Source organism: Klebsiella sp. CN_Kp100, assembly GCF_040065315.1.
In the GTDB taxonomy this organism is placed as follows: domain Bacteria; phylum Pseudomonadota; class Gammaproteobacteria; order Enterobacterales; family Enterobacteriaceae; genus Klebsiella; species Klebsiella oxytoca.
In genome coordinates this window covers 1-14,485 of sequence record NZ_JBEAIJ010000042.1, presented here as the reverse complement: position 1 = coordinate 14,485, position 14,485 = coordinate 1, and the positions used below count along the sequence as shown (strand labels likewise).

The 14,485-nt window shown below is 57.8% G+C and carries 10 protein-coding genes; 8 read left to right on the top strand and 2 right to left on the bottom strand.

Annotated features, from left to right (window positions below; all coding sequences use genetic code 11):
• Window positions 1–2: 2 nt before the first annotated feature.
• On the bottom strand, window positions 3–944 hold the full coding sequence (gene iaaA / locus ABLV12_RS18040; protein ID WP_023320623.1) for a beta-aspartyl-peptidase: 942 nt from the start codon (window positions 942–944) through the stop codon (window positions 3–5).
• Window positions 945–1,392: 448 nt separating this feature from the next.
• On the opposite strand from iaaA, the gene moeA reads away from it, so the two are divergent.
• From moeA to ABLV12_RS18010, 6 genes are all read left to right on the top strand, one after another.
• Window positions 1,393–2,628 carry a molybdopterin molybdotransferase MoeA gene (gene moeA, locus ABLV12_RS18035; protein WP_049591116.1) on the top strand — a complete coding sequence of 412 codons (1,236 nt, stop codon included), beginning with the start codon at window positions 1,393–1,395 and terminating at the stop codon, window positions 2,626–2,628.
• A complete protein-coding gene (gene moeB, locus ABLV12_RS18030; RefSeq protein ID WP_004100525.1) occupies window positions 2,628–3,383 on the top strand; it encodes a molybdopterin-synthase adenylyltransferase MoeB in 756 nt (251 codons plus the stop codon). Before moeA ends, moeB begins: the two co-directional genes overlap by 1 nt.
• 153 nt (window positions 3,384–3,536) lie before the next feature.
• Window positions 3,537–4,436, top strand: coding sequence for a glycyl-radical enzyme activating protein (locus ABLV12_RS18025; protein WP_348867203.1), 900 nt, complete (start codon window positions 3,537–3,539; stop codon window positions 4,434–4,436).
• Between the two features lie 4 nt (window positions 4,437–4,440).
• Window positions 4,441–6,873, top strand: coding sequence for a formate C-acetyltransferase/glycerol dehydratase family glycyl radical enzyme (locus tag ABLV12_RS18020; RefSeq protein WP_004100520.1), 2,433 nt, complete (start codon window positions 4,441–4,443; stop codon window positions 6,871–6,873).
• Window positions 6,874–7,082: 209 nt separating this feature from the next.
• Window positions 7,083–7,898 carry a Cof-type HAD-IIB family hydrolase gene (locus ABLV12_RS18015; RefSeq protein ID WP_016808101.1) on the top strand — a complete coding sequence of 272 codons (816 nt, stop codon included), beginning with the start codon at window positions 7,083–7,085 and terminating at the stop codon, window positions 7,896–7,898.
• Window positions 7,899–8,034: 136 nt separating this feature from the next.
• Window positions 8,035–9,300, top strand: a complete 1,266-nt coding sequence (locus ABLV12_RS18010) for a DUF1479 domain-containing protein (protein ID WP_023320621.1) — start codon at window positions 8,035–8,037, stop codon at window positions 9,298–9,300.
• On the opposite strand, the gene ABLV12_RS18005 is transcribed toward ABLV12_RS18010, so the two are convergent.
• A complete protein-coding gene (locus ABLV12_RS18005) occupies window positions 9,297–10,370 on the bottom strand; it encodes a LacI family DNA-binding transcriptional regulator (RefSeq protein ID WP_348867202.1) in 1,074 nt (357 codons plus the stop codon). The two genes, ABLV12_RS18010 and ABLV12_RS18005, sit on opposite strands and share 4 nt — an antisense overlap.
• A 298-nt stretch (window positions 10,371–10,668) precedes the next feature.
• Between ABLV12_RS18005 and ABLV12_RS18000 the strand changes: the two genes are divergently transcribed.
• Window positions 10,669–11,970 carry an MFS transporter gene (locus ABLV12_RS18000; protein WP_004100512.1) on the top strand — a complete coding sequence of 434 codons (1,302 nt, stop codon included), beginning with the start codon at window positions 10,669–10,671 and terminating at the stop codon, window positions 11,968–11,970.
• A 15-nt stretch (window positions 11,971–11,985) separates the two neighbouring features.
• On the top strand, window positions 11,986–14,349 hold the full coding sequence (locus ABLV12_RS17995; protein ID WP_348867201.1) for a glycoside hydrolase family 31 protein: 2,364 nt from the start codon (window positions 11,986–11,988) through the stop codon (window positions 14,347–14,349).
• Window positions 14,350–14,485 lie beyond the last annotated feature (136 nt).

The window sequence follows — 14,485 nt, the reverse complement described above, 5'->3', positions numbered from 1 at the left end:
TCTTATTCGCGATAAATACCAATCGTGGGCGTATCGCCCGCATAACACCAGGCACGGTACATGCCTTCGCTGTTAAACGGCAGCGCCACGTTGCCTTCTCTGTCGATGGCGATCAGGCCGCCGCTACCGCCCAGCGCCGGAAGCTTCTCCATCACTACCCTTTCGCAGGCCTCCTGCAGGCTGAGCTGGCTATACTCCATCAGCGCCGAAATATCGTAGGCCGCCAGGGTCCGCATAAACACTTCCCCGGTACCGGTACAGGACACGGCGACGCTGGCGTTATTGGCGTAGCAGCCCGCTCCCGGCAGCGGGCTGTCGCCGACGCGTCCCGGTAGCTTATTGGTCATCCCGCCGGTTGAGGTCGCCGCCGCGAGGTTGCCCGTCAGATCCATGGCTACCGCGCCGACGGTCCCCATTTTGTGCCGCTCATCCAGCGGCGCGGCGTGGTGATCGAGCACGATATCGTCGCCTTCCTGCGCCTGACGCAGCTGCAGTAAACGCTCAGGAGTAGAAAACAAGCTGTTATCGACGCGCGCCATACCGCGGGAAGCGGCAAACGCTTCCGCCCCTTCGCCAATCAGCAGCACGTGCGGACTTTGCTCCAGCACCAGCCGCGCCGCCAGCACCGGATTGCGTAAATGCTGAACGCCGGCCACGGCTCCCGCCTGTAGGCTGTAACCATCCATGACGCAGGCATCGAGTTCATGGCGACTATCGCGGGTAAACACGGAGCCAATACCGGCATTAAATAGCGGGCACTCTTCCAGCAGCCGAACTGCTTCGGTTACCGTATCCAGCGCGCTGGCCCCGGCCGCCAGCATTTTTTGTCCACTATCGACAATCGCCGACAGCGCTGCCACGTACTCCCGCTCGCGCTCCGGCGTCATCTGCGCGCGGCTAATCGCCCCGGCTCCGCCGTGAATTGCTATAACCGCCTTACCCATCGCGCCATTCCTTAACGATAAAGTGTATAAATATCATTATCGTGCTGACTGTCCTATACAATTTTTGAATATAGAAAGAGCGGAGGGTGATGTAAAGCTTGTACCCAGGTGGGTTATAGCCCGTCTCTCTTTTCTGCCATATACCCGTCATACTTCAAGTTGCATGTGCGTTGGCTTCGTTACTCGGCTCATCCATGAGCCTCGCCCTGACGGGCCGCCGTTACACGGCGTTCAAATCTGTTCCGTACAGATTTGTCGCTCACCCCAGTCACTTACTGAAGTAAGCTCCCGGGGATGTAATGAGGGACATCCTTGTCCCTCACCAGAGGCAGCCTTCAGCTGTTCAAATTCGTTCCCGACGAATTTGTCCCTACGTCGCCGCCTGCCTGCAACGCGAATTATTTAAGGTATAATAGGCGTTTTCGATGTTTGCCCGCAGGAGAAAGCCATGGATTTTACCGCCGGACTGATGCCGCTCGACACAGCCCTGACCCAGATGCTCAATCGTATTACGCCGCTGAATGCGACGGAAACCGTACCGCTGTTGCAGGCCTTTTCGCGCGTGACCGCCCATGATCTCGTTTCACCGCTCAACGTGCCTGGTTTTGATAACTCGGCAATGGACGGCTATGCGGTACGCCTGGCGGATCTCACCGACGGCGCAGCGCTGCCGGTCACCGGCAAGGCCTTCGCCGGTCAACCTTTTAACGGTGACTGGCCGGCGGGCACCTGTATCCGCATTATGACCGGCGCACCGGTGCCGGAAGGCTGCGACGCGGTGGTGATGCAGGAGCAGACGGAACAAACCGATGGGGGCATCCGCTTCCTCGCGCCGGTGAAAAGCGGACAGAATATCCGTCGTCTCGGCGAAGATATCGCCCACGGTGCGGTCGTTTTCCCTGCTGGCACCCGCCTGACCGTTGCCGAGCTGCCGGTTCTGGCCTCGCTGGGGATTGCCGACGTCGAGGTGATACGCAAAGTGCGCGTGGCGGTTTTCTCTACCGGCGATGAACTCCAGCTGCCGGGCCAGCCCCTCGCCGACGGGCAAATTTACGATACTAATCGCCTGGCGGTACACCTGATGCTGCAGGAGCTGGGCTGCGAGGTCATTAACCTCGGCATTATTCCCGACGATCCGGCTAAGCTGCGGGAAGTCTTTATCGAGGCCGATCGACAGGCAGACGTGGTGATTAGCTCCGGCGGCGTCTCCGTCGGCGAAGCAGACTACACCAAAGCGATTCTCGAAGAACTGGGTGAAATCGGCTTCTGGAAGCTGGCGATTAAACCGGGTAAACCTTTCGCTTTCGGCAAGCTCAACCACAGCTGGTTTTGCGGTCTGCCGGGCAACCCGGTTTCCGCAACGCTAACCTTTTACCAGCTGGTCCAGCCGCTGCTGGCGAAGCTCTCCGGCAACGGTGGGCAGGCTCAGCCGATGCGTCTGCGCGTGCGCGCCGCAACCCATCTGAAAAAATCGCCCGGACGACTCGATTTTCAACGCGGCGTGCTGCAGCGCGGTCCGGACGGCGAACTGACGGTTAACAGCACCGGTCACCAGGGATCGCATATCTTCAGCTCATTCAGCCTCGGCAACTGCTTTATCGTGCTGGAGCGCGAGCGCGGCAACGTGGAAGCGGGCGAATGGGTGGACGTTGAGCCCTTTAATCATCTGTTCGGAGGGCTGTAATGAGCGTGGAGCTGAGCGATGCGGAGATGCTGCGCTATAACCGGCAGATTATTCTGCGCGATTTCGATTTTGACGGTCAGGAGCAGCTGAAAGCCTCCCGCGTGCTGGTTGTCGGCCTCGGCGGGCTGGGCTGCGCCGCCGCGCAGTATCTGGCGGCGGCAGGCGTCGGCCTGCTTACCCTGCTCGATTTCGACACCGTTTCGCTCTCCAACCTTCAGCGCCAGACCCTGCACAGTGACGCCACCATCGGCCAGCCGAAGGTCGACTCCGCCCGCGCCGCGCTGGCGCGGATTAATCCCCACGTTCAGCTCACGGCGCTCAACGCGCGGCTGGAAGACGAGGCGCTGGCGGCGCAAATCGCCGCCCACGATCTGGTGCTCGACTGTACCGACAACGTCGCGATCCGTAACCAGCTCAACGCCGGATGTTTCCGCCATAAAACACCGCTGGTCTCCGGCGCGGCAATTCGCATGGAAGGGCAAATCAGCGTTTTTACCTGGCAGGAAGATGAACCCTGCTACCGCTGCCTGAGCCGTCTGTTTGGCGAAAACGCCCTCACCTGCGTAGAAGCCGGGGTGATGGCGCCGCTGGTCGGCACCATTGGTTCGCTACAGGCGATGGAAGCGATAAAGTTGCTGACCCGCTACGGCAGCCCGGCGACGGGAAAAATCGTCATGTACGACGCCATGCGCTGCCAGTTCCGCGAAATGAAATTGATGCGTAACCCTCAGTGTGAGGTGTGTGGCACGCCTTAGCCCTTTTCCGGCGACTGCCGTCGCCGGATGATTTGTGACCCGCAGCGGCTTTTTAGCCTCCATTTTCCTCCCTCCTTCTGCTTGTTGATTTATATCAATACAACTTTCATTCGAAAGTAATTTAATCTTCATATGCAAACAAGAGGGTGAATCATGATCTTCAACATTCAGCGTTACTCAACCCATGACGGCCCGGGGATCCGCACTGTCGTATTCCTCAAAGGCTGTTCGCTGGGCTGCCGCTGGTGCCAGAACCCGGAAAGCCGCGCCCGCACGGCGGATTTGCTGTACGACGCCCGCCTTTGCCTGGACGGCTGCGACCTCTGCCAGCAGGCTGCGCCGGAAGTGATTACCCGTAAGCTGGACGGTCTGATTATCCATCGCGAAAAGCTCACCGATGCGCATATCGGCAAATTGCGCGACTGCTGCCCGACGACGGCGTTAACGGTGTGCGGCGAAGAGAAAAGCGTCGAAGAGATTATGGCCACGGTGCTGCGCGACAAACCGTTTTACGACCGCAGCGGCGGCGGCATCACGCTTTCCGGCGGCGAGCCGTTTATGAATCCCGAGCTGGCCCGACAGCTGTTTGAGGCCAGCCACCGCGCGGGGATCCACACCGCGGTCGAAACCTGCCTGCACGTGCCGTGGAAATACGTCGAACCCGCTTTGCCGTTTATCGATCTGTTTCTCGCCGATCTCAAGCACGTCAACGAAGCGATTTTCCAGCAGTGGACGGACGGCAGCGCCCGTCGGGTACTGGATAATCTGCAGCGCGTCGCGCAGGCCGGAAAGAAAATCATCATTCGCGTACCGCTGATCCAGGGCTTTAACGCCAACGAAAGCGATATCGCCGCCATTACCGATTTTGCCGCTGACCGTTTAAAGGTTGGCGAGATCCACTTTCTGCCTTACCACACGTTAGGCATGAATAAATACCAATTACTCAGTCAGCCCTATACCGCTCCGGATAAACCGCTTGCTGCACCCGAGCTGCTCGCCTTCGCGCAGCACTATGCTCAGAGCAAAGGTGTAACGGCGACTCTACGAGGATAACCTTATGACAACGTTGAAACTGGATACTCTGAGCCCGCGCATACAGGCGCATAAAATGGCGCTGGTGCATATCGTCAAGCCGCCGGTCTGTACCGAACGCGCCCTGCACTATACCCAAGCCTATCAGCAGCATCTGGATAAGCCGATCCCGGTACGCCGCGCGCTGGCGCTGGCCCACCACCTGGCGGAACGCACAATCTGGATCAAGCACGATGAACTGATCGTCGGCAACCAGGCCAGCGAAGTTCGCGCGGCGCCAATCTTCCCGGAATACACCGTTAGCTGGATCGAAAAAGAGATCGACGACCTCGCCGATCGCCCCGGCGCCGGTTTTGCCGTTAGCGAAGAAAACAAACGCGTGCTGCACGAAGTGTGTCCGTGGTGGCGCGGTCAAACGGTACAGGACCGCTGCTACGGCATGTTCACCGATGAGCAAAAAGCGCTGCTGGCCACCGGCATTATCAAAGCGGAAGGCAATATGACCTCCGGCGATGCTCACCTTGCAGTCAACTATCCGCTGCTGCTGGAAAAAGGCCTCGACGGCATGCGCGCGAAAGTCGCCGAGCGCCGTTCGCGCATTAACCTGACCGTACTGGAAGATCTGCACGGCGAGCAGTTCCTGAAAGCCATTGATATCGTGCTGGAAGCGGTGAGCGAACACTGTAAGCGCTATGCCGGGCTGGCGCGCAGCATGGCCGCGACGGAGAGCCGTGAATCCCGCCGCGACGAGCTGCTGGCGATTGCCGAAAACTGCGACATCATCGCCCATGAGCCGCCGAAAACCTTCTGGCAGGCGCTGCAGCTGTGCTATTTCATCCAGCTGATTCTGCAGATCGAGTCCAACGGTCACTCGGTCTCTTTCGGCCGTATGGACCAGTATCTCTACCCTTACTACCGCCGTGACGTTGAGCTGGCACACTCTCTGGATCGCGAACACGCCATTGAGCTACTGCACTGCTGCTGGCTTAAACTGCTGGAGGTGAACAAAATTCGCTCCGGCTCGCACTCTAAGGCTTCCGCCGGGAGCCCGTTGTATCAGAACGTCACCATCGGCGGCCAGAATCTGGTGGACGGTAAAGCGCAGGATGCGGTGAACCCGCTCTCCTACGCCATCCTGGAATCCTGCGGTCGGCTGCGTTCGACTCAGCCTAACCTCAGCGTGCGCTATCACGCGGGCATGAGCAACGACTTCCTCGACGCCTGCGTGCAGGTGATCCGCTGCGGCTTCGGCATGCCGGCGTTCAACAACGATGAAATCGTCATCCCGGAATTTATCAAGCTGGGGATCGAGCCGCAGGATGCCTACGACTATGCCGCTATCGGCTGCATTGAAACCGCCGTCGGCGGTAAATGGGGCTATCGCTGCACCGGGATGAGCTTTATCAACTTCGCCCGCGTCATGCTGGCAACCCTGGAAGGCGGCCGCGACGCCACCAGCGGCCAGGTTTTCCTGCCGCAGGAACATGCGCTGTCAAAAGGCAACTTCGACAACTTTGAACAGGTCCTGGCCGACTGGGATACGCAGATCCGCTACTACACGCGCAAATCTATCGAGATTGAGTACGTGGTCGATACCATGCTGGAAGAGAACGTGCACGATATCCTCTGCTCGGCGCTGGTCGATGACTGCATTGAGCGTGCGAAGAGCATCAAGCAGGGCGGCGCGAAATATGACTGGGTATCCGGTCTGCAGGTCGGTATCGCTAACCTCGGCAACAGCCTGGCGGCGGTGAAGAAACTGGTGTTCGACCAGGGCGTCATTGGTCAACAAGAGCTGGCCAAAGCGCTGGCTGAAGACTTCGAAGGCCTGACCCACGAGCAGCTGCGCCAGCGCTTAATCAACGGCGCGCCGAAATACGGTAACGATGAAGATAGCGTCGATATTTTGCTGGCTCGCGCCTACCAGACCTATATTGATGAGCTGAAGCTGTATCATAACCCGCGCTATGGCCGCGGCCCGATCGGCGGTAACTACTACGCCGGCACCTCGTCCATCTCCGCCAACGTGCCGTTTGGCGCTCAAACGATGGCGACGCCGGATGGCCGTAAAGCGCACTCGCCGCTGGCGGAAGGGGCAAGTCCGGCTTCGGGTACCGACCACCTGGGGCCGACCGCGGTGATCAGCTCGGTAGGTAAACTGCCAACCGGCTCAATTCTTGGCGGCGTACTGCTTAACCAGAAGCTGAACCCGGCTACGCTGGAGAATGAGTCGGATAAGCAGAAACTGATGGTGCTGCTGCGCACCTTCTTCGAGGTGCACAAAGGCTGGCATATTCAGTACAACATCGTGTCGCGCGAAACGCTGCTGGAAGCGAAGAAACATCCTGACCAGTATCGTGATTTAGTGGTCCGCGTGGCCGGATACTCGGCGTTCTTTACCGCCCTGTCGCCGGATGCTCAGGACGATATTATCGCCCGTACCGAGCATACGCTGTAAGCCACATCCCCCGGCTTGCGCTGCGCTTAGCCGGGCTACAGGTTCGAAGCCGTTTGCGGGCCGGTAGTCCGGGTAAGGCGTTTACGCCGCAATCCGGGGTTTTATGCTGCACAAGGGTGAACACAAACTTTCATTCGAAATAAATTTGTGCTCCTCATCACATTGTAATTAGAATGTTACTGGTCGAAGTTAAGCCAGGAGCATGTGTTATGACCGTTAAAGTTATCGTCACCGATATGGACGGAACTTTTCTCAATGACGCCAAGCAGTACGATCGCTCGCGTTTTCTTGCGCAGTTCGCGCAACTCCAGCAGCAGGGTATTGAATTTGTGGTCGCCAGCGGCAACCAGTACTATCAGCTGATCTCTTTTTTCCCGGAAATCCGCGACCAAATCTCCTTTGTTGCCGAGAACGGCGCGCTGGTTTTCGAACACGGTCAACAGCTGTTCCACGGTGAACTTACCCGCCATGAATCCCAGGTGGTGATTGGCGAACTGCTCAAAGACCCGCAGCTCAACTTTGTCGCCTGCGGCCTCGAGAGCGCTTACGTCAGCGATCGCGCGCCCGACGCCTTTGTCGCGCTGATGTCAAAGCACTACCATCGTCTGCAGCGTATTGGCAGCTACCATGACATCGACGATAAGCTGTTTAAGTTTTCCCTTAACCTGCCGGATAGCGAAATTCCGCAGCTTATCGACAAACTGCACGTCTCGCTGGACGGCATTATGAAGCCGGTCACCAGCGGTTTTGGCTTCGTCGATTTGATCATCCCCGGCCTGCATAAAGCCAACGGTATCAGCCGCTTGCTTAAGCGCTGGAACATTTCGCCGCAGGCGTGCGTAGCCATCGGCGACAGCGCGAACGACACGGAAATGCTGAAGCTGGTGAGATACTCTTTCGCAATGGCCAATGCCGCCGAAAGCATTAAAGCGGTATCGCGTTATGCTACCGATGACAACAACCACGACGGCGCGCTGAAGGTGATTCAGGCCGTCCTCGACCACGCCACCCCGTTCGACGAGTAGCGCCTCTCCGGGGCTTACCGCCCCGATTTTCCATTTTGTGCATCTCCGCATAATTTTAAACTTGCATTAACTTAATTTTAACTTAAATTATCGTATGTAATATTTAATACTTTCGAATGAAAGATGAGAGGTCATTATGGCTATTACCTGTACCTGTGAAACTTTACCTGCCGACCCAAAAGCGGCCATCCGCCAGATTAAGCAAGAGCTGCGGGCGCAAATTGGCGACGTGCAGGCGGTGTTCGATCGTCTGACGGCGCGAATCGCTGCGCGTGTGGAAGAGATTGATGCCCTTAAAACCAGCGGACAGGACGTCTGGCCGACGATCCCGTTCGCCGATATTGCCCGGGATCGGGTTACGCAAGCCCAGCGCGAGCTCATCAAGCGTCGCGGCTGCGTGGTGATCAAGAGCCATTTTCCCCGCGAACAGGCGCTGGGATGGGATAACTCGATGCTCGCGTATCTGGACCGCAACCATTTCGATGAGGTCTACAAAGGTCCCGGCGATACTTTTTTCGGTTCACTGGAAGCGTCGCGCCCGGAAATCTATCCGATTTACTGGTCCCAGGCGCAGATGCAGGCGCGCCAGAGCGATGAAATGGCCGCCGCACAGTCATTTCTTAACCGCTTGTGGACGTTTAACCACGACGGCAAGCAGTGGTTTAACCCGGATATCAGCGTTATTTACCCGGACCGCATTCGCCGCCGCCCGCCGGGAACCACCTCGAAAGGTCTGGGCGCGCATACCGATTCCGGCGCCCTGGAACGTTGGCTGCTACCGGCCTATCAGAAAGTGTTTGCCGACGTGTTTAACGGCAATGTTGATGCTTACGACCCGTGGGACGCGGCGCACCGTACTGACGTCGAAGAGTACACGGTCGACAATACCACCAAATGCTCGGTATTCCGTACCTTCCAGGGCTGGACCGCGCTCTCCGATATGATCCCCGATCAGGGCCTGCTGCACGTCGTGCCGATCCCGGAAGCTATGGCTTACGTACTTCTGCGTCCGCTGCTCGACGATGTGCCGGAGGATGAACTGTGCGGCGTCGCGCCGGGCAAGGTATTGCCGATTTCGGAAAAATGGCACCCGCTGCTGATCAAAGCCTTAAGTTCTATTCCGGCGCTCAATGCGGGCGATTCGGTATGGTGGCACTGCGACGTCATCCACTCAGTCGCGCCGGTGGAAAATCAGCAAGGCTGGGGCAACGTCATGTATATTCCCGCCGCGCCGATGTGTGAGAAAAACCTCGCCTACGCGCAGAAGGTTAAAGCCGCGCTGGCGCGCGGCGCTTCGCCGGGAGATTTCCCGCGTGAAGATTATGAAACCGACTGGGAAGGCCGCTTCACGCTGGAGGATTTAAATGTCCACGGCAAGCGGGCGCTGGGGATGGCGGATTAATCGTCGTATAACCCCTTAGGCTCAACGGCGGTGCGGCGGTTACCGGCACGTATCCGCCGCACCGAATCACGTACCGCCAGCGTACCATGCAATAATAGTGAGCCGTGCGGCGCATCGGGACGAATCAGCCTCTGCTGCAACAAATGTACTGCTTCAACGCCTAATTCATCGCGCGGGACGTGGACAGCGGTTAACGGCACATCCTGAATCGCCGCCAGGTTAAAGCCGTCGATACTCATGATAGAAATATCCTGCGGCACGCGTAATCCGCGCTTCTGCAGAGCAGCGATCGTCCCTGCCGCCATAAAATCACCGCCTACCAGAAACGCCGTTGGCAGCGGGCCATCACAGCGCTGATCCAGCCACTCGCCCACTTTTGTCTCAGTATCCCGGGCGCTGAAATTGGCGACGTCGATTAAATCCATGCTATCGACGAAGCGCAGATTCCGCGCACGCCACGCCTGCTTAATCCCCAGTAAACGCAGTTCCATGGTATAGCGGCGCAGACACATCACGTTCATGATCGCCTGGTGCCCCATCTCAAACAGATAGCGGGCGGAGAATTGACCGATCAGTCGATGATCCGGCGCGACGGAAGGGAGGCGCATTCCGGCGTCGTGGCAGTTAATCATCACGCAGGGTTTAGCCAGGTCCGCCGCCAGATCGTGAATATGCGGATCGTCGATTCCCAGTAAGATGGCGGCCTGGGTCGATGTTTCATGCATACGCTGCAAAAACAAATTGGCATCGCTGTCATTCTCCTCCAGCGCGCAGTAGCGCAGATGCACCTCATGGGGCACCAGCGCCGAATTGATGCTCTGAATAACGCGATAGTAGTAAATATCTGTACGCTCATCGAACGCCCGCTGAGGGGCAAAGACCACCAGATTATTGAGCAGCATTCTCCCGGCGGCGATACCGTCCATGACGCCCAGCTCGCGAGCGCACTCCAGAACCCTCTGGCGGGCCCTGGCGCTGGTATTCGCTTTCCCTGCCAGCACTCGCGATACCGTACTGACAGAGAGCCCCGTGCGGCCCGCTATTTCGCTCACTTTTAGCTTTTTATCCATTTTGTGATCGCGCTCTAATTTGCTGATGAAAAAATTTTCATATTCAGAATATGAATATTTTTAAGGGAATTGCCCGCTTCTTACTGCGATCGCGATCGGCTCATGAAAAAATTTGCAGAATTGCCGCTAGGGTCCACCTCTTTTCTCCCTTAGCCTGAATTGGTCCACCACAAATCAAATAAGTCAACCAATCGTGGCGGAACAGCAGCATTATCGAACAACGAAACAGAAAATTTTAGCGACCACTCAGGAATCAGGCTGGTCAATTTTCCCTACTACATGTCTCGTGGAGAGTTCTATGAGCCAAGGTCTCAATAATGATATGGCGGTGAGTAAATCAGGCCGCATAGTAAAAAATCTGCGCTGGTGGATACTGGTGCTGTTTTTGCTGGGCGTGACCGTGAACTACATTACGCGCAACTCGCTGGGGATTATCGCCCCGGAATTAAAAACCTCATTGGGGATTACCACCGAACAGTATTCATGGATAGTCGGCGCATTTCAGCTGGCCTATACCATTTTCCAGCCGCTCTGCGGCTGGCTCATCGACGTAATCGGCCTCAAGCTCGGCTTTATGATTTGCGCCACGCTGTGGGCCGTCGCCTGCATTGCCCATGCCGGTGCGGGAAGCTGGCTGCACCTGGCGATCCTGCGCTTTTTTATGGGCGGCGCTGAGGCTGCGGCGACGCCAGCCAACGCCAAAACGCTGGGTGAGTGGTTTCCAAAATCCGAGCGGCCGATAGCGGCTGGCTGGGCTGGCGTCGGTTTCTCGGTCGGCGCCATGCTGGCGCCGCCGATTATCTACTTTGCGCACGCCTCGTTCGGCTGGCAGGGCGCATTCATGTTCACCGGCGCGCTGGCGCTCTTGTGGGTCGTGCTGTGGTGGGCGTTTTATCATAATCCGGAGAAGCACCCTAACCTCGGGAAAGCTGAGCTGGCGCTGATCCAGCAGGATAATGAAGCACCGCCGGTCAAACTGCCCTTCTTTACCGCGCTGAAAACCGTATCAAAAAACAAGCGCTTCTACGGTATCGCCATTCCGGCCTTTATGGCGGAACCCGCCTGGGCGGTGCTGAGCTTCTGGGTACCGCTCTATCTGGCAAAAGAGCACGGAATGGATTTAAAGCAAATCGCTATGTTCGCCTGGCTACCGTTTCTGGCGGCCGACCTCGGCAGCGTCGCCAGCGGCTATCTGACCAAACTGTATACCCGCTGGTTCGGCTGTTCACGGGTGAACTCGGTGGTCGCCAGCTCCGTGACCGGCGCCTTCCTGATGATTTCGCTCGCCACCGTGGCGATCACCCGCGATCCCTATATCACCATCGTACTGATTTCAATAGGCGGCTTCGGTCACCAGATTATCTCCTGCATGCTCAGCGCGCTGGTGGTGGAGTCGTTCGATAAAGGACAGATGGCGACCGTGAACGGCATGCGCGGATCCGCCGCGTGGATCGCCAGCTTTCTGTTCTCACTGTTAATTGGGGTCACCGCCGACAAAATCGGCTTCAACCCGCTGTTTATCGCCATGGGGTTCTTTGACCTGATTGGCGCGGTATTCCTGGTGGCATTTATTGCTGAACGTCGCGCAAAACGCGCCTGAGAGTGGATGTAAAAAATGAAGACTTTGAAAAACTGGACTTTACGCCAACGGCTGGAGCACCACGTTGAGCTGACCGTCGACGGCCAACACACCCTGTGTCTGTACGTTCTGGAAGAGAATATGTTCCGCGTGCTGCTGAAACGGCACGGTCAGCTGGCGGTGGATCGCACCTGGAGTATCGCTCCCGGACAGGATGTGCCGTGGGAAGGCCGTCCGCGCGAAGAGCTAAGCGGCTTTAGCCTCCCCGCCTGGCAGCTCACGGAACAGGAAGGCACCCTCTGTATCGTCACCGAACAGCTGCGCGTTATCGTCCACCAGCCGCTGTGGCTGGAATGGAGCTATCGCGATGAAGCCGGCGAGTGGCAGCCGCTGGCGAACGACCGCCCGACCAGCGCCTATCTGGCGAATGCGCACGGCGACGGCGTTGCTCACTACCTGAGCCGACGTAAAGATGAGCGCTTCTACGGTCTGGGTGAGAAGGCGGGCAATCTGCAGCGTACCGGCAAACGCTATGAGATGCGTAACCTCGACGCGATGGGGTATAACGCGGTGAGCACCGACCCGCTGTATAAACATATTCCATTTACCATCGCGCAGCGTAGCGATGTCAGCTACGGCCTGTTTTACGATAACCTGAGCAGCTGCTGGCTGGATCTCGGTAACGAAATCGATAATTACCATACCGCCTATCGCCGCTGGCAGGCGGAAGCTGGCGACATCGATTACTATCTGTTCACCGGCAAGCGCGTACTGGATATCACTAAAGCCTTCGTTCGCCTGACCGGTAAAACGCTGTTTGGGCCAAAATGGAGCCTCGGCTATAGCGGTTCGACGATGCATTACACCGACGCGCCGGATGCGCAAAACCAGCTGATGAACTTTATCCGTCTGTGCGATGAACACGCCATTCCGTGCGATTCGTTTCAGCTCTCATCCGGCTATACCTCGATTAATGGCAAACGCTACGTCTTTAACTGGAACTACGATAAAGTGCCGCAGCCGAAGGTGATGAGCCAGGCCTTCCACGATGCCGGGCTGAAGCTCGCCGCCAATATTAAGCCCTGCCTGCTGCAGGACCATCCGCGCTATAACGAAGTGGCGGAACGCGGGCTATTTATTCGTGATTCACAGGCCGATGCCCCCGAGCGCTCCAGCTTCTGGGACGACGAAGGGTCGCACCTCGACTTTACCAACCCGCAGACCGTCGCCTGGTGGCAGGAAGGCGTGACAACCCAGCTGCTGGAGATGGGTATCGACTCCACGTGGAACGATAATAACGAGTATGAAGTGTGGGACGGCGAAGCCCGCTGTTATGGGTTTGGCCAGGAGATTGCCATTAAACATATTCGCCCGGTCATGCCGCTGCTGATGATGCGCGCGTCGCTGGAGGCTCAGCAGCGCTTTGCGCCGCACAAACGTCCGTATCTTATCTCTCGTTCCGGCTGCGCCGGGATGCAGCGCTATGTTCAGACCTGGAGCGGTGATAACCGTACTAACTGGGACACGCTGCGCTACAACACCCGGATGGGGCTGGGAATGAGCCTCTCCGGACTGTTCAACGTCGGCCACGATGTTGGCGGCTTCTCTGGCGATAAACCGGACCCGGAACTGTTCGTTCGCTGGGTGCAAAACGGCGTTATGCATCCGCGCTTTACCATTCACTCATGGAATGACGACCAGACGGTTAATGAAGCGTGGATGTATCCGGAAATCACGCCGGCCATCCGTGCGGCCATTGAGCTGCGCTATCGTCTGCTGCCGTACCTCTATACCCTGCTCTGGCAGGCTCACGCCGACGATGAACCGATGCTGCGCCCGACCTTCCTCGATCACGAGCACGATCCGCAGACGTTTGCCGAATGCGACGACTTCCTGTTGGGTCGCGATCTGCTGGTCGCCAGCGTCGTCGAGCCCGGTGAGCGTCAGCGCCGCGTCTGGCTGCCGGCTAATCAGGACGGCTGGTACGACTTTGATAGCCACCAGTGGTTCGCCGGCGGGCAGTGGATCGTCCTTGATGCGCCGCTGGAAAAGCTGCCGCTGCTGGTTCGTGCCGGAGCAGGCCTGCCGCTCAGCGAACGCATCCGTCACGTCGATGCGCAAAAAGACGATCGTCGTGAGCTGAAACTGTTCCCGCTGAAAGGCGTGGGAACCCGCCGCGGCCTGCTGTTTGAGGATGATGGCGAAAGCTGGGGTTACCAGAATGGCCATGCGCTGTGGGTAGAGTGGGAAATGGTTTGCGATAGCGCCAGCATCAATCTGAAGGTCAACGCGCGCGGCGATTATCGACCGGCGTGGAAAGCGTTGAAGGTGTCGTTACCGGCAGGGGAAACCCGCAGGCTGCTGGTGAATGGTGAAGAAAAGAGCGAGTGGCGGGTGTAGTGCGGATAAGGCGCAGCAGCGCCTCCGGGGCATTCAACCACTCTGCTAACAGATCCCGGGGGCGGCGCTTGACGCGCCTTGTCGTATATGGACACCTCCCGTTATGCAAGCCATCTCTGCATTTTGTGTAACGGGG